We start from the raw sequence: 22,735 nt of genomic DNA on the forward strand, positions 1-22,735 counted from the left end.
GTTACCCCGCCAATCCGCAATTCGCGTGATGATGGCTAGTTGCGCGTCCGGCGCGTAACGCCGAACGGGGCTTCCGCGAATACCCTTCGGCACGCGAACTTCCGGAACGAGGAATTTTCCCGAATGGACCCGACCTCGACTCGCCCTTGGCAGAGAATGCCGAAGTGGCTCACGATCACCCTCGGTGTTTTCGCCGTCCTCTTCGTCCTGGGCGCGATCTTCGGCAAGGCTCCGCAAGAGCCGACACCAGCCGTTGCAGCGGCACCTATGCCACCCACGCCCACTACATCGACGCTGGTCAGCACGACCACCACCTCGACGACGCCGCCGATCTCGTATACCGTGGAATCGGTGAACGACGGTGCCACAGTCGTCATCGCGGGCACCGACGGCTCGCATCGGACCGTTCAAGTCCTCGGCATCACCGTGGCCACCGGAAACAACTGTTACGCAGCCGAAACTCTTGCGTGGGCGAAACTCAAACTGACCAATGCCGCGGTGCGGGTGACAACGGACGCGACCGCAGGCGTGGCACTCACGTTGGCCGACGGCTCCGACTACGCGACCAGCGCGCTGCAGAGCGGCCACGCCCAGCTCGCCGCCAACGTCTCGTCAACTGCATTGGCCACCGCCGAGTCGGCTGCCAAACAAACGGCCGCCGGGCTATGGGCCGAGCCGTGCAAAGGAATGATCACCGCGCCGACGCCAGCGCCTCCGGCTCCTCCCGCGCCTCCGGTCACCCACGAAGAGCCGCCGCAGCCGCCGGCCGAAGAACAGCCGCGGCCCGACCCGAAGCCTGCGCAGGTCTATTACAAGAACTGCGCTGAAGCAACCGCCGCGGGTGCTGCTCCGATGAAGATCGGAGAACCGGGCTACCGCCCAGGCCTCGACCGGGACCACGACGGAACAGCCTGCGACAAATAGGGGCCTGGCGGCGGTGCCGGAAAGCACCGCCGTTCGCCCGATGATCACAGCGCCTGAACATTTTCCTCAAGGTCGTTCAGCAGAGCGTGCATCGGACCCCAGCACATCATCACCGTGTCGCGATCAAGCTGCAGCCGGTCGGCGAGTTCTTTGCGCGGGTGCACGAAGTTCCGAAAATCGCGGACGGTGTCCACGAACTTCGCCGCGTCAAGCTGAATCCAGTCCTTGCCGTGTGCGATGTCGATGAGTTCTTTAAGGCTGACCCGCTCAGCAGGTTTGCGTCCGTTTTTCGCACGCGCGTCCGGGAACCCTTGTGCGGACAGCTCCTCGTCCCGTTCGAGCAGCAGCTGAAGCAGCACTCCCTCGACCAGGCTGCCAATGCCGATCACAGCCATCGTGTAGGCACCGCCAGACTCGCAAATCCTGGTCTCATCCAGCCGTCGCACGAGCGTGTCGACCGTCCGCGGGTCGGCGATCAGCCGTTCGATCCGCCGGCGGAAGTCCGCAGGCTCCGCGAACGTCGGTCGATCGCCGTCGCTCTTGATCTCCCCGACCACCGGCCGACCCGACACATAGGTGACTGCCAAGCCTTCGGGAGCCAGCTTCTCGTTCACCGTCGTCCGGAACTCTTCGGCGATCACAGCCCCGTCGTCGTATTCGATCGGGTCGCACACCCGGCACAGCAATCGCTCGATTTCCGCCCGGTTGTCCGCGCGCTCCTCCATCTGCTCCCGCAACCACGAGATACGCGCGGACCCGTCGTACTCCGGCGGATCCGCCCATCCCGCGCGCTCCAGCAGTTCCGCGAGTTCGAACCCGCGCTTCTCGTAGGGGCCGCCGATGTCGGCGATCGCTTCGGCGAGCCGTCCGACAGTCCGCGCGTCGAGCGGAAACATCAGTCCTCCTCCTTGTTCGCGAGATCCTGCGCGATCTCGATGGCCCTGCCGAGGCGCTCCACGATCTTTCGTCCGCGCCGCTTGCACCCGAGTTCGTCCATCGCCTGTTTCAACCGGGCATCACGGTCGAGCAGCAACCCGTCCGACATCAACCACCGACAGATCTCGATCAGCTCTCGCTCGCTGTATTCCTGGATGGGCAGGCCAGGGACAACGGGCGGCCGCGAGCCGCGCTCCGCAGCGACTTGAGCAGGTTGGCTGACCGGCACCTGCAGAGGAGGCGGCGCGGCTGGCTCCGCGTCCAGTTCGGCCATTGCCTGCTCCCACGCTTTCACGATGCGATCAGTTTCCGTTGCCGGATCGGCGAACCACGCTGACGACCACAACCGGCGGAACCGCCAGCCGAGCCGTTCCAGATGCGTTTGCCGGAGCCGGTCGCGATCCCGCGCGCTGGCCGAGCGGTGGTAGCGGTCGCCGTCCGCTTCGACCGCCAAAACCATGCGGCCAGGTTCGGTGCGATGCCCGAGCGCGAAATCAATGCGGTATCCGGAGAAGCCCCACTGCGGGTACACCGGAATCCCACGAGCCCGCAACGCCGCATCGATGGCCTTCTCGAACCCGTTGAGCCCGACTGGTTCCTGTTGCCCTACCTGATTGATCTGGCCGCCCGAGGCGGCGAATTCCAAGTACTGGCGCAACAGCTCCGTGCCGGTCATGCGATCCGAAGGCGCAAGGTCGTGTGCGGTGAACGACGAGACCACCGTCATCCTTCGCTTGGCCCGGGTCACCGCGACGTTCAGCCGCCGTTGGCTGCCACTGCGGTTCAGGACACCGAAGCCTTGCCGGTTGATCCTCCCTGCCGCGTCACGGGCAACGCCGACGCTGAGGATGATGGCGTCCCGCTCGTCGCCTTGGACGCTTTCCAGATTCTTCACGAAGAACCTCCGGCCGACCGGGGCCTCCTGAGAGAAGAAATCGTCGAGTTCGCGATGCTGGGCACGAGCCTCGCTCAGCGCCCGTTCGATCCGAGCCTGGTGCGTCGTTCCGAGAGTGATCACCCCAAGGCTTTCCCCGGGACGCGTACGTGCGTGGTCGAGCGCTAACTCGACCACCCGTTGCACTTCCGCCGGAGACGAACCACGCTGTCCCGGCGACGCTTCCCCGGCCACCACCTCAAGGATGACCGGACTGTCCTGATGCGCGCCGGGGAAAGTGACCAGGCCATTGCCGTAAATCTTCTCGTTGGAGAAGGCGATCAGCCGTTCGTCAGCGCTGCGGTAGTGCCAGCTCAGCATGTGCGTCTGCCGATCCGGCACGATCGGACGCAGCGCGGTAAGCACCGACTCGTAGTCCGAGAGGATTCCCTCGGCTTCTTCGTCCCCTTCGTCGATGACGAGGGCCTTTTCGAAGAAGTCCGTCGGCGGCAGCTGCTCCTCGTCCCCCGCGACGACCAGCCGATGCCCTCGCATGACCGAGGTAATGGCGTCGTGCGGGCGAATCTGACTCGCTTCGTCGAAAATCACCAGGTCGAACAGGCGCTCCGCGGGGAGCATGCGACTCACAACGAGCGGGGACATCGCCCAGCACGGCCGGACCGCGAGAAGCACTTCGGAGGTCTGCTCCACCAGCTTCCGGACCGGCAGATGCCGAGATCGCAGACTTGCCTGCCGCTTCAGGATTTGCGTCTGATCGGGAAAGGCGTCCCTGGCCTCCATCGCCCGCCGCGCCACCTGCCTGCGCACTCGCGCCGCCGAGTTCTCCAGGTGTGCCACGTCCGATTTCTGGAATTCTCCTAACACCCGGTTCTGCCGATCGGCCACGAACTCACGGAACGCGGGGACTGTCAGCTTGAGTTCCTCGTCGATCGACCGCAGCCAGATCCGGTAAAAGACCGTCCACGCCTGCTCCGAACCGAGGTTCAGCTTGGCGATCTCCGCGATCAAGCCGCTCAGACCGAGCTGGCGGAACTCGTCGGAGAGTGCGGTCAGCGTCGGCATCCGAAACAGCAGGTCGCGATCCTGCTGCAGCTGGTCAATCCGGTGTTCCACCTCGGGAGTGGATTCGGTTTCCAGCTCAGGCCGCCGAGCGGACAACGCGACCACGGCGAGCTGGCGACGCAGCTCCGCGTACTGCGCCATCATCTCGCTCAGCCCGGTCACGTGAGCGGGCTGAGCGTGCGCACCGCCAAGCTCGCGCCACCGACGTCGTTGATCGACTATCTGTGTCAGCCTCACATGCAGCTCAGTTCGCTTCCGGATGCCGTGGGCCGACATCGCGCGCAACTGCTTCACCAGTGCCCGACGTTTACGCCAGGGCAGCTGCTGAGGGTATTTCGCGCGCGTGGTGCGGTCGGCGGTCGCGTAATGGAAGGCATCGAGCTGCATGCCGAAGATGTCGGGTCCGAACGCTTGCACGGTGCGTTCGACCTCGTCCAGCAGTTCGAGGATGACCTGCCAACCCGCGATGCCGGGCGGCTCGGCCAGACCGGCGCGGCCAAGCAGCGCCCGCATGTCGTTCTTGCCCTCGCGCAGAGTCTTCCCGGCCAGCCGGTCCAGCTCCACGAGCACTCGGCGGACATCCTCCTCGGTCCGGATTTCCGCCCTGCACCACTGTGTCGTCTCCGCAGCGACCCGCAGCCCGCCGAGTTCGACGTATTGCCGGAGTTGGCCTTGCAGTCTTTGGACCACGTCGCCGGTCAACGCGGCTAACTGTCCGCCCTGGAATACACCACTGATCTCCGGACCCGGACCAAGGGCCAGCAACCGCTCCCGCACTTCGTAACCGCTCAGACCCCACGGCCGGCGGGGCAGGTGCAGCTCGCTGGAGTGCTCCAGCAACCGTTGCCGTGCGGAGACCAACCGGGCATGCAGGTCTTTGCTATCGACCTGGCCCTGCTGCTGCAGCCTCTCCAAGCTGTCCCCGAGCTGCTTCGCGACCTCGCGCTTGGTCGCTTTCTGCTGGTGCAAGTCGAGGACCAGACCGTCCAGGTCGACCGCGGCCAGCCGGTTCAGCACTGCCTCGATAGCCGCCTGCTTCTCGGCGACGAACAGCACGTTCTTGCCGGTGGCGGCGGCCCCGGCGATGATGTTCGCGATGGTCTGACTCTTGCCTGTACCGGGCGGCCCCTCGATGAACACATGCCGCCCGGACAGTGCGGTGGAGATCGCCCGGTGCTGCGAAGAGTCGGCGTCCTGCACCAGGAACTCGCTCGCCGGTTGCAACTCGTCGACCGCGGGCGGGACGAACCCGGCCGCCTCTCCGAGCAGCGCCTCTTTAGCCTGTTCGTCGCCAGCCAGCGCGGCAATGACGTCGTGGCTCGCGAGCAGTTCGGTAGCGGCGGCGAGATCCTCGACCATCGGAAGCTTGGCGTAGTTGAAAACGCCGAGCACGACCGCGTTCTCCAAGCTGAGTTCGATGCCATGCCGGGCCGCCGCTTCAGCGAGCGCGCGAAACACCGCCTCGGCCTGCTCGCGATGGCCGGTTTCCTCGGCAAGCACGGATTCGACGTGTCCTGCGAACTCCGCTGGATCCACGGCCACGCCGTACTCCTCGTTGAGCACGTGCAGCAGGATCGGGTTGACTTCGGCCTCGTCGGTGACTTCGAGCGTGTAGTCGCTTTCGGACGCGGTGCGGGCCTTTACCGCCATCGCACGGATGAGCAGCGGGGCACGCAGCTTCAGCACCGGCTTGGCACCCTTGTGCTGTTCCGGAGCAGTCCGTACGAACCCGAACGCCATCCGGCCGACTTCGAGCCCTTGTTCCTCCTCGAACATCTGGATCTTCCGGCTGAGCGATCGAGCGCGTACACAGGCGTCGCGATGCCGCTCCCGGTCCGGAAACAGCTTCCGCAAGACCGCCTTTTCGCCGCTGAGCACGGTGCCGAGCGCCTCCGGGTCGGCATCGGTGAGGTCGAGACAGCCCTGTTTGGTGTTCTTGAACGCCAGCATCGTGTTCGAAGTACTGAAGTCGATCAGCATCTTGCGCCACTCGCTGGCTGCCTCGGCGACCTTCGCCAGCCGCCGCGGATCGATCTGCGCGGTCATCCCGCTTCCCCTCGCCAGAACGGTATTCCGGACCCGGTATCGCCAGGTGCCCGCCGTTCTGCGACGAGCCGTACAGAATGACAGACCCGCAGGCGCGGCGAAAGCGCTGCCGCTGTCCCTCCTGTCCGGCGACACTGGGGACATGATCGGCGCTCAGCCCTGAACTGTGACAATTCCGGACAATGATCCACTCGAACGGCCGTGTCCGACGGAGGCGACGTCACCCGCTGGTGTCGTGCGGCACGACCGGCAGACGAACCGCCCCATGCCCCGTAACCTGGACATATGCCGATCCAGGTGCTGCTAGTAGACGACCACGAACTCGTCCGGCGGGGCCTGCGCGACCTGCTCAGCGACGAGGCCGACCTGGAAGTGGTCGCCGAGGCCGGGAGCGTTGAAGAGGCGCTCGCGGTGGCTATGCACGTCGAGCCGGATGTCGCGGTCGTGGATGTGCGGCTCGGCGACGGCGACGGCATCACGCTCTGCCGCGAGCTGCGGTCCAAGCCGAATCCGCCGGCCTGTCTCATGCTCACCGCGTTCGACGACGAGGAAGCCATGGTCGGCGCGATCATGGCGGGGGCTTCGGGTTATCTGCTCAAGCAGGTGCGCGGTCAGGACGTGGTGAACGCGGTCCGCGAGGTCGCCGCCGGGCGGTCGTTGCTCGACCCGGTCAGCACCGCCCGCGTGCTCGACAAGCTGCGCCATCCGCCGACCGACGAGCTGGCCGCCCTCACCGATCGCGAACGCGACGTCCTGGAGCTGATCGGGCAGGGGCTGTCGAACCGCGAGATCGCCGAACGTCTTTTCCTCGCCGAAAAAACGGTGAAGAACTACGTGACGTCCGTGCTCGCGAAGCTCGGCATGCAGCGCCGCACCCAGGCCGCGGCGTGGATTGCCCGGCGCGGCAAGTGAATCAGCTTCCCGCGACGGCGCGTCCGTAGCGTTCGGACAGCAGCTGCAGCAACGGGATCAGCTCCGGCGGCGACTCGACGGTGAAGTCCATCATCAACATTCCAATGTAGACAGCCACCGTGTCCAGACTGTCCGCGCCGGTGACGAGGACGCACTGGTTCTCGCCGATGGGTTCGACGACGCCGACCGTCGGGTTGATCCGTGCCAGCACCTTCTCCACCGGAGCGTCGATGCGCAGGCGCGCGTGCACGAGCCAGCCGCTCGCCGCGATCGTGCGCATCGCGAAGGCCGTGTAATCCCCGCCAGGCAAGGGATTCGGCTCGAACCGGCGGCGGGTCGGCATGCGTGGCTCCATCAGGTCGATGCGGTAGGTCGCCCAGCTGCCGTCCTGCGGATCGCGGGCGACCAGGTACCAACGCCGCTGCCAGCTGAGCAACCGGTACGGCTCGACCAGCCGCAACTCGCCCGCGTAGTCGAACCGGAGCCATTCGACGTGCCGGATCGCCCGCGCGACCTCCTGCAAGACGGCTCCGTCGACCTCCGGATCAGGCGCGTCGGTGCCGGTGTTCTCCGGACCGCGGTCGATCGTCGACCGCAGAGCGTCGACCGTCGGACGCAGCCTCGCCGGCAACACCTGTTCCAGCTTCGCGAGCGCCCGGGTGCCTGCCTCGTCGATCCCGGAGATGCCCGCCGCGGCCCGCAGCCCGACCGTGACCGCCACCGCTTCCTCGTCGTCCAACAGGAGCGGAGGCAGCTTCCCGCCAGAACCGAGCCGGTAGCCGCCGACGTTCCCGCGCGTCGCCTCGACGGGATAGCCCAGGTCACGCAGCCGTTCGACGTCGTTCCGGATCGTCCGGGCCGAGACGCCCAGGCGTTCCGACAGCTCCCTGCCACTCCGCCCGGCCGCGCTCTGAAGCAGTGCGAGAAGCGCCAGCAACCGCGCCGTCGGATCGGCCATCGAAACTCCTTTTTCTATTAGGAACTGATCCTACCTATTAGCCTCCTAGTGTTCTTCTCATGACGAACGCAACCGCCTCCCTCACCCTCCGCCCCTTCGCCGTCGAGATCACCGACGCCGAACTCGCGGACCTGCACGACCGCCTTGCCCGCACCCGCCTGCCGCAGCCGTCGCCGACCGACGATTGGGACGCCGGCACCCCGAACGCCTACCTGCGGACGGCGATCGAGGCGTGGCGGCGCTTCGACTGGCGCGCCGCCGAAGCTCGGATCAACTCCTTCCCGCACTTCACCACCGAGATCGACGGCCAGACGTTCCACTTCATCCACGTCCGCTCCGCCCACCCCGGCGCGACGCCGCTGCTGCTCGCGCACACCTATCCCGGCTCGTCGGTCGACTACCTCGACCTGATCGACCGCCTCGTCGACCCGGTCGCTTACGGCGGCCGCGCCGAGGACGCCTTCGACGTCGTCGTCCCCGACGCGCCCGGCTACGGCTTCTCGCAGCCCGTCGCCGAGTCGGGCTGGACAGTCGCCCGCGTCGCCGCCGCGTACGACCGGCTGATGCGCGGCCTCGGGTACGAGAGCTACGGAATCCACGGCTCGGACAACGGCGCGATGACCGCCCGGGAGCTCGGTTTGCTGAACCCGGAGGGCTTCCTCGGCCTGCACGTCCTGCAGCTGTTCTCGTTCCCGTCCGGCGACCCGGCCGAGTTCGAGCGCCTCGACCCGGCCGACCACGCCGGTCTCGCGCACATGCAGTGGTTTCAATCAGTTGGTGGCTACAACACGATGAACGCCTCGCGCCCGCAAACGGTTTCCGTCGGCCTCAGTGACTCCCCGATCGGATTACTCGCCTACAGCGAGCTGTTCAACTCCTTCGGCAACGGCACTTCGCTTGTGCCGCTGGAAAAGATCCTGCTGGAGGTGAGCGTGAACTGGTTCGCCAACGCCGCTTCCGGGATGAGCCGCAGCTACCTGGAGAACGCCCGCGCGGAGGCCGAACCGAGGGTGAGCGACGCGCGCACCGGCGTGGCCGTGTTCAAGGACGACTTCCAGACCATCAAGACCTTCGCCGAACGCGACAACACGAACATCGTGCACTGGAGCCGCTTCGAGGAAGGCGGCCACTTCGCGGCGCTGGAACGCCCCGACCTCCTCGCCGGCGACATCCGCGCTTTCTTCGCTGCGCGCGACTGACTCCTGCTGATTCCACGCCCAAACCCCGCCCGCATTGCTGCGGACGGGGCTCTCGGCGTCCCAGACGAAGCTGAGGGTAGCCGACTGCCGTGGATTGATTCACCCAATTGAGTGCCGAATAGATGTTCGATTTCTCGATACCATGGGTGACGGCTCGGTGGCAGGCGGAAACGTGGGGAAGGAGCGTGTTCGATGACTCGTGAAGGCTGAATCTCTTGGTGCGCGGTGTGTTCACAGCGGTGGGTTCACAGCGGCGCGAGGTTGAGACAGCGTGTTTGCTGCGAGCGATTCGGGACAGAGGCAGTGCGTTCGCTGCGATTCCGAGGCGACGGATTCGATACGACGGTTGCGCGGTGGCTGGGTTTTAGGCAGCGGGTTTGAGGTGGCGGCCCGAAACAGTGCTAGGTCTCCGCAACACTGGGCCAGTGTGGCGTTTCAGTGTGGCGTTTCGGCGCGACGTTTCGGCACAGCACCAGGTCGGCACCATGCCGGATCGACGTGGCGTCTCGGCGCGGCACTAGGTCGCCGCAACGCGGGGTCGACGACACAGTGCAGGTTACGCAGCGCGGCTGACGTGACGAGTCCGACGCAATGACAGCTCGGTTGGCGATGTGGTTACCGCGACGTGCTCGTCGCGGCGCGGTAACTGCCGCCCAGGCTCGATGCCAGGCGGGCTATCGCGTTGCAGGACATGGCAATGCGGTTGCTGCGGTCGATGCAGGGCAAACCGTCACGGCCTGTTGCGGCGTGGCGGCCTCTTGCGGCATGGCAGCCCGTTGCGGCGTCGCGGCCGGTTGCGGCGTCGCGGCCCGTTGCTGAGTGGCAGCACGCTGCAGCGTCGCGACCTGTTGCGACGTGGCAGCACGCTGCAGCGTCGCGACCTGTTGCGACGTGGCAGCACGCTGGGGCGTGGCGGTCCGTTGCAGACGTCGAGTTGAAGCTGCGATCAGTGCCGTCGCGCTGCAGCACTTCCCTTGCGGCGAGACTGTTTTACCAGCCGTGCAGCGCGATAGCTGTACCGCAGTTTGACCGCGTCGCCAACCGCAGCGACGAGCTACTTCCTTGCGGGAAGCGCAATGCCACGCACCGTGAAACGTCACCGCGGCCGTGCTCCAAGGCACCGCACGACGTTGCCGCACGCGTGTCGATGCAATGCAGTCACCACGATGCGACTACCAAACCCCTGCACCACAACGTGATCACCCCAGCGGCAGATCAAACGCGACAAGCGTCCCCAAACTAGGCGAAGAATTGAGGAAAAACCGCCCACCAGCAGCATCAGCACGCTCGGCGAGATGCCGAAGCCCCCGGGTCGCCACCCCTTGCGGAACCCCGGATCCGTTGTCCCGCACGCGAAGCTTCACGCCCTCAGCGTCGCGGGTCAACGTCACGCGGGTTTCGCTGGCACCGGAGTGTCGGACCACATTGGACAGTGCCTCGCGCAGCGCAGCGCGGATGTGGTCGGCCCGCTCAGCCGGAATGTCGGCGAACTCGCCGGACAACTCCAGGGTAGGCGGATACCCGAGCAACTCGCCGGCGATGCGCACTTCGCCGCGCGCGGATTCGGCGAGGTCGGTCGGGGTGCCGGGGTCGTGGCGCGGCTCCGGGGAGCGCAATGCGCGCACGGTGCCGCGGATTTCCTCGATGGTCTGGTCCAGCTGGTCGATCGCGTCGGACAGCCGGGCCCCGTCGGCCTGCGCGAAGCGTTTGCGCATGTTGCGGCGGACCCGGTCCAGCTGCATCCCGGTGCCGTAGAGCCGTTGCACGATCACGTCGTGCAGCTCGCGGGCGATACGTTCGCGCTCCTGGTAAAGCGTCACGCGATGCCGAGCGTTCGCCCCCTCCGCCAGCGCGAGCACCACCCCGGCCTGCGCCGCGAACGCCGCGAGCATCTCAACCGTGCCCGCGGAAAACGGCTCGCGTCCCTGTCGTCGATACACCGTGAGCGCGCCAAGCACCCGCCCGCCAGACCCGAACGGCGCGGCCGCGAACGGCCCGTACCCGCGAAGTTCGTCCGGCACATACGGTGCCGTCCGCGGATCGACGATGAAGTCCTCCGCCGCGATCGGCTCGCTCCCGCGCGCGACCTGACCCGCCGCGGAGTCCGTCTCGAGCGTCAGCCCGCGCAACTCCCCGACCGGTCCGCCTTCGACGTCACCCGTCGGCGCCTCCGCGAGCAACCCGTCGACCCCATACGCCGCCTCGACCACGACGCGCCCGTCGTCGGCGCTGACCATCGCCAGGCCGAGGTCCGCGTCCGCGAGTTCAACAGCCCTGGCCACGACTGTTTCCAGCACCGCTTCCGGGTCGTCCCCGGACAGCGCGGTGCTGGTGATCTCCGTAGCCGCGGAGAGGGCGCGCGCGGCGAGTGTCGGGTCCATGAGCAACTCCGACCTTAGCGCGGACCCCAGCCCCAGACCCGAAATCGTGACCGTCACCAACAACCCTCCGTCACGCCGCCACCCGCGGCAACGCCCGCCGCACGACGCGCCCGTCCCGAACCTCGAAAACCATGTCCGCTTGCAGCTCTTCGTCCGCATTGTGCGTTACGTGGACAACCGTCCGTCCAGCAAGCTCCGTACGCAACATCGCCCGCAACGCCCGCGCCGTCGGCTCGTCAAGATGCGACGTCGGCTCGTCAAGCAGCACCAACTCCGCCGACGGAGCCGCCAGCAACGCCCGTGCCAGCGCCACCCGCTGCGCCTGCCCGCCGGACAACCCAGCCCCGGCACTGTCGAGAACCGTCGCCAAATCCAAGTCCGGCAACTGCGCCTGATCCAGCACCCGCCGCAACTCGGACGTCTCCGCCAGCGGATCCGCGAGCCGCACATTCTCCGCCACAGTCGTCGACACCAACATCGGCTCCTGCGGCGCCCAAGCCACCTTGCCCGGCACAACAACCTCGCCCGCTCGAGGCTGAAGGAACCCCAGCAGGGCCGCCACCAACGTCGACTTGCCAGCCCCGCTCGGCCCGACGACCGCCACATAAGCCCCGGTCGGCACGCTCAACTCGACGTCCTTCAGCACCGCCTCCCCGCCAGGCCACCCCAGCTCAGCACCCCGCAACCGGACCGCGGCTGGCCGGTCCAGGCCCGGTTCACCCCCAGGCTGAACGACCTCGTCCCGCACTCCCGCCGGTCGGGCAACCGCGCGAACTGCTTCCTCGCGCACGTCCTCGATCCCTGCAAGGTCCGTCGCGAGCTGCTCCCTCGGCGCTGCCCCGCCATCCCCGATGGCTGCCGCGCACTGCCCGCCTCGCGCCGTCGCGCCAACCCCGGCGACCGCAGCATCCGTCGCGAACTGCCCGCTTCCCGCCGTCTCGCCAGCCCTGGCAGCAGCAGCGTCCATCGCGCGCCGACCGCTTCCCGCCATCCCGCCAACCCCGACGACCGCAGCATCCATCGCGAGCCGCCCACTTCCCGCTGTCCCGCCAGCCCTGGCGGCAGCAGCATCCGTCGCGAACTGCCCACTTCCCGCCGTCCCGCCAACCCCGGCGACCGCAGCATCCATCACGCACCGACCGCCGCGCACAGCTCCGCCGTCGTCCGCAGCCTTCGAATCCGCTCCATGCTCGAGCCCGGCAGAACCGCCCGCACCCTGCGACCGCCCGATCTCCGGCTCGCCAACCACCGCACCAAGCCGAACCCGAGCCGCGCGCAGCGTGTCCCAATGCACCGCCGCCTGCGGAAGCAGCGCCAAAACCTCCGCCAACGCCAACGGCACCAACGCCAGCAGCGGTGCCATCACGCCCGCCAGCTCCCCGCGGCCGACCGCCCCCGCGGCCAGCATCGTGCTGACCACCGCAGCCGCCCCGGTCACCAGCGTGATCAGCGCATCCGCCGCGCCCGCACCGAACGCCTGCCGTCGGGTGTCGGCTGCCAGCTGAGTGTCCGTCGAGGCCAGGTCGCGGCGACGCGAAGCCGCCCGGCCGTAAGCAAGCAACTCCGCCGCCGACGAGAACAGCACCAAGACCCGCGCCGCGACGTCACGCCGTCCGGCCGCGAGGGCCGAAGTCGCGCGGCGTTCCAAGCGCAGCGCAATCGCTGGTGCGGCCAAACCGACCAACACCGTCAGGGCCAGCACCAAACCGGCCGACGGCAAGACCATCGTCTGCACCGCGATAGCCCCGGCCGCGACCAACCCGACCACGATCGGCGGCGAGACGACTCGCGGCAGCAAATCCCGCACAGTGTCGACATCCGTCACCAGTCGCCGCTGGCTCTCCCCGGCTTCGAGGCTGCGCGCCGGACCCAACCGCACCAACGCATTCCACAGCCGAACCCGCAACCGTCCGGCGATCCGGAAGGCGGCGTCGTGCGTCACGAGCCGTTCGACATACCTGAGTCCGGCCCGTCCCAGTCCGAAAGCGCGTACCCCGACGACGGCGACGGTCAAGGTCAGAATCGGCGGCTGCAAGGACGCTTTGGCGATCAGCCAACCGGAAGTCGCGGTAAGGGCGATCCCGGCCAAGAGCGCCAAGGCACCCAGGAAGGCACCGGAGAAGAGCCGTCGGTCGAGCAGCATGCGCCAGGGAATCGGTCGCGCATCGGGACTGTCCGAAGTGGACTCAACGACCACGTCAGGAGCTGAGTCCGCAACCGCCACCGCGGCAGAACGTTCGTGCGCAGCGATTACCGCCGCGGCCCCGTTTTCGACAGCTCGCTCGACGGCATCCAACACCCGCCGCGCGTTGACGTCGTCCAGGTGCGCGGTCGGCTCGTCCAGCAGCAGCAACCACGCGCCCGCTTGAATGCGCAGCAACGCCCGAGCGACGGCGACGCGCTGGCGTTGTCCCAAGGAAAGCCGGTCGACCGGACGGTCGGCGAGACCGTGCAAACCCAGTTCGCTGAGCACTGCGTCGACGTCAGGTCCAGCAAGCTCTTCCCGCACAGTGCCGCCGCTGAAGACCGGCGACTGCGGAACCCACGCGATGCCGGCACGCCACCGTTCGAGGTCGGCTTCGGCGAGCGGGACGTCACCGGCCATGACCGACCCGTCGTAGGACGGCACGAAACCCAGCAGTGTCGCCAGCGTTGTCGATTTGCCGCCACCGCTCGGTGCGCGCAGCCACACGATCTGGCCGCGGCGGACCTCGAAACTCTCGCCGTCCGGGGCGAATCCGCCGCGCCGGGCGACTTTTAGGTCGGACACAACCAACGATCCACAGGGTGCGGTGCGCGTTCCTTCGGCCGGGACCGGCTCCGCGAGCACCGCGGTCACCCGGCGGACCGCTTCCACCCCGTCCTCGCTCGCGTGGAATGCCGCGCCGACCGCGCGAATCGGCTGGTAGCACTCGGGAGCGAGGATCAGCACGCCGAGTCCGATCGCCAGCGGGAGCGATCCCGAGACGAGCCGGACTCCGATCACGACAGCAACCAGCGCGACCGACAGCGTCGCGGCGAGTTCCAGCACGAACGCCGAGGAGAACGCGACCTTCAACGTCTTGAGCGTCGCGCGACGATGCCGTTCCGACAGTTTCTGTACGGTTTCGGCCTGTGCGTCAGCCCGCCGGAACGCGGTGAGCACTGGCAGCGCCCGCACCAGTTCGAGCAGCAGACCGGACATCCGGTGTACCGCGTCCGTCGCGCCGGAGACGCGGTCGGCGGTGAATTTCCCTACCAGGACAGCGAACATCGGCAGCAACGGGACCGTCGCGGCGATGATCACCGCCGACGGCCAATCTGTCCACAGGATCGCCGCGCCTGCCGCGAGCGGGACGACCGCGGCGGTGACGAGCGCGGGGAGATACTCGCGGAAGTAGGAATCGAGTGCGTCGAGGCCACGCGTGACGAGCGTCGTGAGTTCGCCGTGGCCGCGTCGGGCCAGCCATTCCGGGCCGAGGCGCAACGCGTGATCGACGACGCGGGCGCGCAGGTCGCGTTGCACGGTCGCGGCGGCGCGTGCGGAGACAACCCGCACCGCCCAGCTGGTGCCCGCGCGGCCCACGACGAGCGCGAACAGGACAGCCAACTGGACGGTGCGGCCCCCTTCCCCCAGCCCCCGGGAGACTACGTCCGCGAGGATGTCTGCTAAGAGAAAAGCTTGTCCGACAAGGAAAACCGCGTTGCCGAACGACAGCACCGCGACCAGGATCAGCGCTCGGCGCGCGGCCGGCCCCAAGGCCGAGAGCGCGCCGAGCGGACCCTTGCCCGGCCGCACTGGGTCCATGGGGGACCCGGTGGCGGAAAGGGGTGCGCGGCCGGGAAGTTCAGTCATAGTCAGTGCGCCGCCGGGATGTGCTGGACGCCGATGCGCTTGCGGAAAACCCAGTAGGTCCAACCTTGGTAGATCAGCACCGCTGGCGCCCCGAACGCGCCGACCCAGGTCATCACCGTCAGCGTGTAGTGGCTGACCGCGGTGTTCATGATGGTCAGCGAGTGCGCCGGGTCCAATGTGGACGGAAGGACGTTCGGGTAGAGCGCGCCGAAGAAGGTCACCGCGGCACCCGTGATGACGACCGCCAGTGCGGCGAACGCCTGCCCATCGCGGTCGACGTAGAGCCGCAGCCAGGCCACCGCCGCGGCGAGGACGACGATCACCAGCGAGATGAGCGTCCACAGTTTGCCCTCGCGGACCTGGACGACCACGAGGAACGCGATCAGCGGCAGCAGCCCGGCCGGGAGGATGCGCAACGCCAGCGTGCGCGCACGTTCCCGCAGGTCACCGGTGGTTTTCAGGGCGAGGAATGCCGCACCGTGCACGAGCGAGAACCCGACGATGGCGACCGCGCCCAGGAGCGTGTCCCACCGGACGGACTCGAACGGCGACCCGACGCGGTTGCCCTGTGCATCGAGCGGCAGGCCGAGCACGGTGGTCGCGAGCAGCAGCCCGACGCCCAGCGGCGGAACCCAGGAACCGATGATGATCACGCGGTCCCAGACACGCCGCCAGCGCTCGGAGTCGACCTTGCCGCGGTACTCGAACGCGACGCCGCGCCCGATCAGCGCGATGAGGACGACCAGCAGCGGGAGGTACGCGCCCGAGAAAAGCGACGCGTACCAGCCGGGGAACGCCGCGAAGGTCGCCCCGGCCGCGACGATCAGCCAGACCTCGTTGCCGTCCCAGACCGGCCCGATCGTGTTGACGAGGACGCGCCGCTCGGTGTTCGTCTTCCCGAGCACCGGCAGCAGCATCCCGACGCCGAAGTCGAACCCTTCGAGGAAGAGATATCCCAGCCAGAACAGCGCGACGATCGCGAACCACAGCGTTTCGAGTGTCATGCCCACTCACCTCGCCCGGCACCCGCCGGCGTCATCCGGTCGGCCACCGGGTTGTCCCCACGATGGCCCTGAGTTATCCACAACCCGACGAGTTGTCCACAGATTTGCTGTGGGTAACCCGCGAGAGCCACCGCGCGATCACGCTGGGTACGGGGCGTCCCCCCGGTGAGGGTGGGGGCTGCGTTCGCGCGGGAAGGGGCTGCGGAAAGAGTTCGCGTCGGTTGGTGCATCCGGGCGGGATGAGCTGGGGTGAGGTCGCTCGGTTCCGCGGGCGGGGGCGTGAGGTGGTGCGTCGTCGCGGCGGACGGGTTCGTCGTGGGAGCGGCGGACCGGTGCGTCGCGGGAGCGGCTTGCCCGTCCAGCACTGCGGGGGCCCTGTCCAGCGTCGCGTTCATCTCCACCTCCGTCATTTCCATCGCACCAGCGGTCTCTCCAGGAGCGCCCGGACACCCTGTCCAGGCCAGTGGAGCGGGCCGCGCCCAGACCCGGCCCTCCGGGTCTTCTGGCGGCACCCCGGCCCGCTCCACCGGGTCAGTAGGCGAACGAAAGCGCCTGGTCATCGGAATCATCCGAACCGTCCGAATCTTTGGCTGAGGGGGCGGGCGGCATCACCGCGTCCACCCCGCCCCGGATGTACTTGCGCATCAGGTACAGCTCCACCACACCCAGCACCGCGTACAGCACCGTCAGAGAGATCAGCGACGTCAGCACCTCGCCGACGGTCAGCTTCGACACCGCCTGCGCCGTGAACATCCACATGCCCTCGACGCCGGTCGGATTGGGCGCGACCACGAACGGCTGCCGACCCATCTCCGTGAAAATCCAGCCAGCGCTGTTGCCGATGAACGGCGTCGCGATGCCGCCGAGCACCATCAGCGGGAACCAGCGTCCCCCGGGGATCCGGCCGCGCCGGGTGAGCCACAGGGCCAGCAGTCCGATGCCCGCCGAGACCGCGCCGAAGCCGATCATGATCCGGAAGCCCCAGTACGTCACCGGAAGGCTGGGCACGTAGTCGATCGGTTTGCCCGCCAGCGATCCGAGCGCCGGGTCGTTCGGGTAGTTCGTGCCGTATTTCGCCTGGTACTCGGTCACCAGGTTCTCCACGCCCTTGACCTCGGTCGAGAAGTCGTTGTGCGCCAGGAAAGACAGCAGCGCGGGCACGTTGAACGTCTTGACGTCCTCGCAGTTGGCGTTCGCCACGTCGCCGATCGCGATGATCGAGAAGCTCGCCGGCTTTTCCGTGTGGCACAACGCTTCCGCCGACGCCATCTTCATCGGCTGCTGCTCGAACATCAGCTTGCCCTGCATGTCGCCGGTGATCGCCAGCACCGCGAACGCCACCACGCCGACCCAGCCGCCGAGGCGCAGCGACGAGCGCCAGACGTCCCGGTGTTCGTCCGAGGCCGAGCGCTTACGCCACAGATGCCATCCGGCCACGCCCACCAGGAACGCCGCCGCCACCGAGAACGCGCCGGCCAGCGTGTGCGGGATCGCGGCGAGCGCGGTGTTGTTCGTGAGCACCGCGCCGATCGAGTTCATCGTCGGCTTGCCGTTCACGAACTCGACGCCCACCGGATGCTGCATCCACGAGTTCGCGGCGAGAATGAAGTACGCCGAAGCCATCGTGGCCAGCGAAAACGCCCAGGCGCAGGCCAGGTGCACACGACGAGGCAGCCGGTCCCAGCCGAAGATCCACAGGCCGAGGAAGACCGACTCGACGAAGAACGCGAGGAGGCCCTCCATCGCGAGCGGCGCGCCGAACACGTCGCCGACGAACCGGGAGTAGGCGCTCCAGCTCATCCCGAACTGGAACTCCTGCACGATCCCGGTGACCACGCCCATGGCGAAGTTGACGAGCAGCAGCTTGCCCCAGAACTTCGTCATCTTGAGGTGCCGCAGTTTGCCGGTGCGCACCCATGCCGTCTGCATGGCCGCGACCAGCACCGAAAGTCCGATGGTCAGCGGGACCATCAGGAAGTGGTAGACGGTGGTGATGCCGAACTGCCACCGCGCGAGCTCAAGGACATCCACGGGTTCGATCCTCCGCGCGGACACCCGGGCCAGCCAGTTCAACACGTCCTGAACAAGCCGGGACCAACGTCCTGCCGACCTGCCGAAACCCAGCGTCCGGAGCGGACCGAGCTACCCCCGATCAGGTGGCGGCTAGCGCGTCTCCTCCACGAGCCACGACAGGTACCGCGGGCTGCCGCCGATGATCGGCGTGACGATGACCTCGGGCAGGTCGTACGGATGCCGCACGTTCAGGAACTCCTCGAGCGCGCCGGACCGGTCCGCGGCCGTCTTGCATTCGACCCGCCATTCGGCCGCCGTCTGCACCTCTTCCTCCCACCGGAAGACGCTGGTGATCGGCCCCACGATCTGGGCGCACGCGGCGAGCCGGGCCTCGATGGCGCTCGCGGCGATGGTGCGCGCGGCGGCCTCGGAGTCGACGGTGGTCGTGACGACGACGTGGTCAGCAGACATGACCCGCACCGTACCGTAGCCGGAAAACAGAATTCGGCGCACCGAAAAAAATAATCCGGCGGACCGGCAGACAGCATTCTGCCGCCCTTATCAGGCAATTCGCGAAACCCATCAGCTTGCGGTTTTCTGAACCTCCCCTTTATCGTTGCAGTGAAAGGGGTGAGCACGAACCCATGTCTCCCGCATTGATCGCTCTGTTCAGCGCGTTCGGCCTGGTACTGGCCGTCGAGCTGCCGGACAAGACGCTCGTCGCGACCCTGGTGCTCACCACTCGTTTCCGTGCCTGGCCGGTATTCGCCGGAGTGTGCGTCGCGTTCGCCGTGCAATGTGTGATCGCGGTGGCTTTCGGAAGCCTGCTCACGCTCTTGCCGGAAACCCTTGTTTCGGTCCTGGTCGCCGCGATGTTCGGCGTCGGCGCGTTCCTGCTCCTGCGCGAAGGCTTCAGCGAAGGCAGCGAAGCGGGCGAGGACGCGTCGCGGACCGGACCCGGGCCGGTGTCGTTCCTGCGCTCCGCCCTCACGTCGTTCGGCGTGCTCTTCGCCGCGGAGTGGGGCGACGCCTCCCAGCTGGCGACAGCCGGCCTCGTCGCCCGCCTCGGCAACCCGTTCGCGGTCGGCGTCGGTGCGTTCGTCGCGCTGGTGTCGGTCGCCGGGCTGGCGGTGTTCATCGGCGCGAAGATCCGCGACCGGATCCGGCCGAAGCTGATCCAGCGGGTCGCCGGGTTCGTCTTCGCCGGGTTCGCCGCGTTCGCGCTGGCCCAGCTGCTCTGGTAACCGCGGTTTCACAGGAACGCCAGGTAACCTCTTCGGAACCCCCGAACGAGGACCAGGTGAACCCCCGGTGACGCCATGGCCTCCGCCATGACCGCCGAGGAGCGCCCGTGCCGACGACTTCACGCGCCGCCGTGTCTCCGGTTTCGCCGGTGCACGGCAGGCTCGCGCTGATCGGCATCGGGGCGGCCGTGGTCATCGCGACGGACCTGCACCTGCGGCTCTCCGCGCAAATCAGCCCGGTCTGGCAGACGCTGTCGGAGTACGTCTACGGCAGGCTCGGCGACCATTCGGCCGCGCGGCTGTTCGCCTTCATGTGCCTGGCCCTCGCGCTGGGTTCGCTGGCGTTGCTGGCCGGGCTCGTCAAGGCTCGCCGCTCGCCCGCAGTCGTCATCCTGCTCGGCGTCTGGTGCGCCGGCCTCACGATCTGCGCGACAGTCCCCGTCGACCCCAACGGCGAAGCCAGGTCCTTCGACGGCCAGCTCCACAACGCCGCCGCCCTCACCGCGTTCCTCGCGCTCCCCACCGCCGCCTGGCTGCTGACCCGACGCGGCGGTCGCGCATGCCCGTGGGAGCCGCGCCGGACGACGATCCGCCGGCTGGCCGTCGCGAGTTTCGCCAGCGTGGCGGTGGTGCTGGGCGGCTTCGTGTTCACCCTGATCACCGGGCCGGCACAGCAGGAAGTGACGCTCGGGCTGTTCGAGCGGCTGCTGTTCACGGTGGACCTGGCGCTGCTGCTGACCATGGTCCGGCCGCTGGTCGCCGCGTCCCGCCGCTAGGTCCGCAACACCTCGGCGAGCTTTCCAGCCGCCTCCAGCGCCAACGGCCCGACCTCGTCCGAAACCAACGGCTCCAACGAGATCACCCCGACGCTCGCCCGCAGCCCGGGAACGCCGCGCACCGGCGCGGCCACTCCCGAAGCGCCAGCCTCGATCTCGCCGGTCGAAACGGCCCACCGGTCAGTGCCACCGGGCCGCAACGCCATCGCCCGACCCGCCGCACCCGCGGCGAGCGCGTGCCTGCTGCCGACCCGGTAAGCCACGTGATAACTCGTCCACGACGGCTCGACCACCGCGACCGCCTGCGCGTGATCGCCCTGCGCGACCGTCAGATGCGCCGTAGCGCCGACCTTCTCGGCCAGCTCGCGCAACACCGGCCGCGCGGCCTCACGCAGCTGTGGCAGCACCTGACCGGCCAGCCGCAGCACTCCGACACCGAGCCGCACCTTCGTGCCGTCTCGCCAGATCAGGCCGCGTTCAGCCAACGGAACCAGCAGCCGGTACACCGCCGCGCGGCTCGCGCCGATGGTCACCGCAAGCTCGGAGATGGTCGCCGCCTGCTCGCCCGAATCGGCCACTGCTTGCAGCAGCGCCAGACCGCGGTCGAGGGTCAGCGACCCCTCCGTGCTCACAGCAGCTCGAGTTCACCCAGGTCGGCCACCGGCTCGGCGAACGAAGCCGCCGCGTAAGACCCGAAAAGCTCTCGCACCGCCTTCGCAGCAGGCTCCGGCAACGCGCGCGCCTCGTCGGCGAGAGCCTTGCCGTCGGTCGACTCCAGCGCTTCGCGGACGTCGCCGCCGGAGAGGCAGCGCGCCGACGCGACGAGCAGGTTCAAGAAGCCGTGATGCGTGAAGCCGGTCTCCGCGTCGACATGCCGGACCGCGCGGTGCAGGCTGTTCGTCGCCTTGAACGACGCCCCTGGCGAGCCGCTGACCACGGACAGGAAGTCGGCGACCTCGTCGACGCTGGGGAAGTTCTCCCCCGCCTTGCCGCCGCAGCGGATCTTCGGCCAGCTGCCGTGCTCGATCACGTTGCGGACGCCGTCCAGCCAGCCGACGCCGCGGCGCGGTTCGACCACCCGGATGACGTCCTCGGGCACGAACTCCGAGACGCGCTCGAGCCACACCTCGTCGACGTCGGACGGGGCGGGCATCTCGACCATCCGCAGCGACAGCAGCTCGCTGCGCGATTCGACGATCGAGATCGCCTTCGGAACGCCGCCGAGCCCGGTGTCGATGATCAGCGACAGCGGCAGCGGCTCCTTGGGTTTGATCTTGATCAGCTCGGTGATCAGCTCGGGCAGCCGCGAGGCCTGGCACAGGAAAACCCCGAGCACCCCGGCGTGTTCCCCGCCGCGCGACGCGAAGTGCGCGCGAAGCGCCTCCGGCATCGCGACGTCCGCCGGCGGGAAGAGCGCCGAGTCGTCGACGAGCCGCGCGAACAGGGGAGGAATTCCACGGGGGCCGGGGGGCGTGAGTTCCACAGCGCTTGACACGACTGACACGCTAGTAGCGTACGGCAAGAGGACAAAATCGTTCGCTCTGCGGACGCATCTCGAGCGCCTTTCTGGAACGGATCAACCGGTCCAATCCGCCGAATCCGCCCGGCCTCACCCTTCTTTCGGTCCTCTGACCAGCACTTTCCCGCCCCGTGGGTGATCTTCGCGCGCACTCTTCCCTTCGTGCGGCAATTCAGGTTAGGCTCACCTAAGTAGGAGGTGAGCCGTGACCGAGGCACCCGTATCCGTGCGCCGCCCGCCCGCGCCGAACCCCGCCGAACGCGCGAAGACGATCGCGACCCGAGGCGGCCCGGCGACGATCATGCCGACCGTCGAAAACGCCGGCTGCGAAGCCGAACGCGTCGAGCCAGTCCTGCATCACGTGCACCACAGCGGAAGCGTCAGCATTCTTCTGCCGGACGAGCACCCGATGGTGTGCGCGTCCCGGCAGGCTCAGCGCGGCGAGCTCGCCGTCATGGTCGAGCTCGCCGACCACGCCCCGGTAGCGCTGCGGGAACCGGTCCGCGGCCTGCTGTGGATCACCGGATGGCTCCGGCCGCTGACGGCGGTGTCGGCCCGCGCGCGTGCGGTGTCGATCGCCGAGCAGCGGCCGGACCACCGGCTCCTCGACGTCGGCCACGGCCTCACGCTGCTCCGGCTGACCCCGGCGTCGCTGGTGCTCGCCGACGCGGAGGGCACGCATTCGCTGCGGCCGCACATGTTCAGCGCGGCCCCGCCGGACCCGTTCCACGACTACGAGGCCGACTGGCTGCGACACCTGGAAAGCGACCATCCGGACGTGGTGGAACAGCTGGCCCGGCACCTGCCCGCGAACCTGCGCGGCGGCCGGATCCGCCCGCTCGGCCTCGACCGGTACGGCCTGCGCCTGCGCGTCGAATCAGCGGCGGGCGACCACGACGTCCGGCTGGCGTTCTCCCGGACGGTCGACAGCCCGCCGCAGCTGGCCGCGGAACTGCGGCGCTTGCTCGGCTGCCCGTTCCTCCGCCACCAGCACGGCGAGGAATGACTGGTCGTGAAGGACTCCTTGAGGG

The 22,735-nt window shown here is 68.1% G+C and carries 16 protein-coding genes; 6 read left to right on the top strand and 10 right to left on the bottom strand.

Features of this window, described 5'->3' with window-relative positions:
- The first annotated feature begins 123 nt into the window (after window positions 1-123).
- The gene (locus ACZ7OI_RS01715; RefSeq protein ID WP_470262323.1) at window positions 124-924 is read left to right on the top strand and encodes an excalibur calcium-binding domain-containing protein; all 801 of its coding nucleotides are present in this window, start codon (window positions 124-126) and stop codon (window positions 922-924) included.
- A gap of 44 nt (window positions 925-968) precedes the next feature.
- On the opposite strand, the gene ACZ7OI_RS01720 is transcribed toward ACZ7OI_RS01715, so the two are convergent.
- Together ACZ7OI_RS01720 and ACZ7OI_RS01725 are read right to left on the bottom strand one after the other, a co-directional pair.
- On the bottom strand, window positions 969-1,820 hold the full coding sequence (locus ACZ7OI_RS01720) for a hypothetical protein (protein ID WP_470262324.1): 852 nt from the start codon (window positions 1,818-1,820) through the stop codon (window positions 969-971).
- Window positions 1,820-5,863, bottom strand: a complete 4,044-nt coding sequence (locus ACZ7OI_RS01725; RefSeq protein WP_470262325.1) for an AAA domain-containing protein — start codon at window positions 5,861-5,863, stop codon at window positions 1,820-1,822. Before ACZ7OI_RS01725 ends, ACZ7OI_RS01720 begins: the two co-directional genes overlap by 1 nt.
- Window positions 5,864-6,148: 285 nt before the next feature.
- Between ACZ7OI_RS01725 and ACZ7OI_RS01730 the strand changes: the two genes are divergently transcribed.
- A complete protein-coding gene (locus ACZ7OI_RS01730) occupies window positions 6,149-6,775 on the top strand; it encodes a response regulator (RefSeq protein ID WP_009085782.1) in 627 nt (208 codons plus the stop codon).
- 1 nt (window position 6,776) lies between these two features.
- On the opposite strand, the gene ACZ7OI_RS01735 is transcribed toward ACZ7OI_RS01730, so the two are convergent.
- Entirely contained in the window at window positions 6,777-7,733 is a 957-nt protein-coding gene (locus tag ACZ7OI_RS01735) for a helix-turn-helix transcriptional regulator (RefSeq protein ID WP_470262326.1), read from the bottom strand.
- Window positions 7,734-7,792: 59 nt separating this feature from the next.
- On the opposite strand from ACZ7OI_RS01735, the gene ACZ7OI_RS01740 reads away from it, so the two are divergent.
- Window positions 7,793-8,932, top strand: coding sequence for an epoxide hydrolase family protein (locus ACZ7OI_RS01740; RefSeq protein WP_470262327.1), 1,140 nt, complete (start codon window positions 7,793-7,795; stop codon window positions 8,930-8,932).
- 1,199 nt (window positions 8,933-10,131) lie between these two features.
- Here ACZ7OI_RS01740 and ACZ7OI_RS01745 read toward each other — a convergent pair.
- The 5 genes from ACZ7OI_RS01745 to cutA form a co-directional block, all read right to left on the bottom strand.
- The gene (locus tag ACZ7OI_RS01745; RefSeq protein ID WP_470262328.1) at window positions 10,132-11,313 is read right to left on the bottom strand and encodes a GAF domain-containing sensor histidine kinase; all 1,182 of its coding nucleotides are present in this window, start codon (window positions 11,311-11,313) and stop codon (window positions 10,132-10,134) included.
- Between the two features lie 70 nt (window positions 11,314-11,383).
- The gene (cydD, locus tag ACZ7OI_RS01750) at window positions 11,384-15,100 is read right to left on the bottom strand and encodes a thiol reductant ABC exporter subunit CydD (protein WP_470262329.1); all 3,717 of its coding nucleotides are present in this window, start codon (window positions 15,098-15,100) and stop codon (window positions 11,384-11,386) included.
- 50 nt (window positions 15,101-15,150) lie between these two features.
- Entirely contained in the window at window positions 15,151-16,152 is a 1,002-nt protein-coding gene (gene cydB, locus ACZ7OI_RS01755; protein WP_470262330.1) for a cytochrome d ubiquinol oxidase subunit II, read from the bottom strand.
- Window positions 16,153-16,683: 531 nt separating this feature from the next.
- Window positions 16,684-18,183 carry a cytochrome ubiquinol oxidase subunit I gene (locus tag ACZ7OI_RS01760; protein ID WP_470262331.1) on the bottom strand — a complete coding sequence of 500 codons (1,500 nt, stop codon included), beginning with the start codon at window positions 18,181-18,183 and terminating at the stop codon, window positions 16,684-16,686.
- A 132-nt stretch (window positions 18,184-18,315) separates the two neighbouring features.
- Entirely contained in the window at window positions 18,316-18,636 is a 321-nt protein-coding gene (gene cutA, locus ACZ7OI_RS01765) for a divalent-cation tolerance protein CutA (protein WP_470228814.1), read from the bottom strand.
- Window positions 18,637-18,809: 173 nt separating this feature from the next.
- On the opposite strand from cutA, the gene ACZ7OI_RS01770 reads away from it, so the two are divergent.
- Both ACZ7OI_RS01770 and ACZ7OI_RS01775 read left to right on the top strand, forming a co-directional pair.
- Window positions 18,810-19,409, top strand: a complete 600-nt coding sequence (locus tag ACZ7OI_RS01770) for a TMEM165/GDT1 family protein (protein WP_470262332.1) — start codon at window positions 18,810-18,812, stop codon at window positions 19,407-19,409.
- Window positions 19,410-19,516: 107 nt separating this feature from the next.
- A complete protein-coding gene (locus ACZ7OI_RS01775; protein ID WP_470262333.1) occupies window positions 19,517-20,185 on the top strand; it encodes a DUF998 domain-containing protein in 669 nt (222 codons plus the stop codon).
- Here ACZ7OI_RS01775 and ACZ7OI_RS01780 read toward each other — a convergent pair.
- Both ACZ7OI_RS01780 and ACZ7OI_RS01785 read right to left on the bottom strand, forming a co-directional pair.
- Complete coding sequence (locus ACZ7OI_RS01780) at window positions 20,182-20,817, bottom strand: IclR family transcriptional regulator (protein ID WP_470262334.1); 636 nt, start codon at window positions 20,815-20,817, stop codon at window positions 20,182-20,184. The two genes, ACZ7OI_RS01775 and ACZ7OI_RS01780, sit on opposite strands and share 4 nt — an antisense overlap.
- Complete coding sequence (locus ACZ7OI_RS01785; RefSeq protein ID WP_344282875.1) at window positions 20,814-21,668, bottom strand: hypothetical protein; 855 nt, start codon at window positions 21,666-21,668, stop codon at window positions 20,814-20,816. The genes ACZ7OI_RS01780 and ACZ7OI_RS01785 overlap by 4 nt, the downstream gene beginning before the upstream one ends.
- Before the next feature lie 241 nt (window positions 21,669-21,909).
- On the opposite strand from ACZ7OI_RS01785, the gene ACZ7OI_RS01790 reads away from it, so the two are divergent.
- Entirely contained in the window at window positions 21,910-22,710 is an 801-nt protein-coding gene (locus tag ACZ7OI_RS01790) for a DUF2470 domain-containing protein (protein WP_470262335.1), read from the top strand.
- Window positions 22,711-22,735 lie beyond the last annotated feature (25 nt).

This window comes from Amycolatopsis sp. NPDC114503 (assembly GCF_055633655.1).

Coding starts and splice junctions, on each gene's coding strand:
- ACZ7OI_RS01715 (WP_470262323.1), top strand. CDS start 124: ATGGACCCGACCTCGACTCGCCCTTGGCAGAGAATGCCGAAGTGGCTC.
- ACZ7OI_RS01720 (WP_470262324.1), bottom strand. CDS start 1,820: ATGTTTCCGCTCGACGCGCGGACTGTCGGACGGCTCGCCGAAGCGATC.
- ACZ7OI_RS01725 (WP_470262325.1), bottom strand. CDS start 5,863: ATGACCGCGCAGATCGATCCGCGGCGGCTGGCGAAGGTCGCCGAGGCA.
- ACZ7OI_RS01730 (WP_009085782.1), top strand. CDS start 6,149: ATGCCGATCCAGGTGCTGCTAGTAGACGACCACGAACTCGTCCGGCGG.
- ACZ7OI_RS01735 (WP_470262326.1), bottom strand. CDS start 7,733: ATGGCCGATCCGACGGCGCGGTTGCTGGCGCTTCTCGCACTGCTTCAG.
- ACZ7OI_RS01740 (WP_470262327.1), top strand. CDS start 7,793: ATGACGAACGCAACCGCCTCCCTCACCCTCCGCCCCTTCGCCGTCGAG.
- ACZ7OI_RS01745 (WP_470262328.1), bottom strand. CDS start 11,313: ATGGACCCGACACTCGCCGCGCGCGCCCTCTCCGCGGCTACGGAGATC.
- cydD (WP_470262329.1), bottom strand. CDS start 15,100: ATGGACCCAGTGCGGCCGGGCAAGGGTCCGCTCGGCGCGCTCTCGGCC.
- cydB (WP_470262330.1), bottom strand. CDS start 16,152: ATGACACTCGAAACGCTGTGGTTCGCGATCGTCGCGCTGTTCTGGCTG.
- cutA (WP_470228814.1), bottom strand. CDS start 18,636: ATGTCTGCTGACCACGTCGTCGTCACGACCACCGTCGACTCCGAGGCC.
- ACZ7OI_RS01770 (WP_470262332.1), top strand. CDS start 18,810: ATGTCTCCCGCATTGATCGCTCTGTTCAGCGCGTTCGGCCTGGTACTG.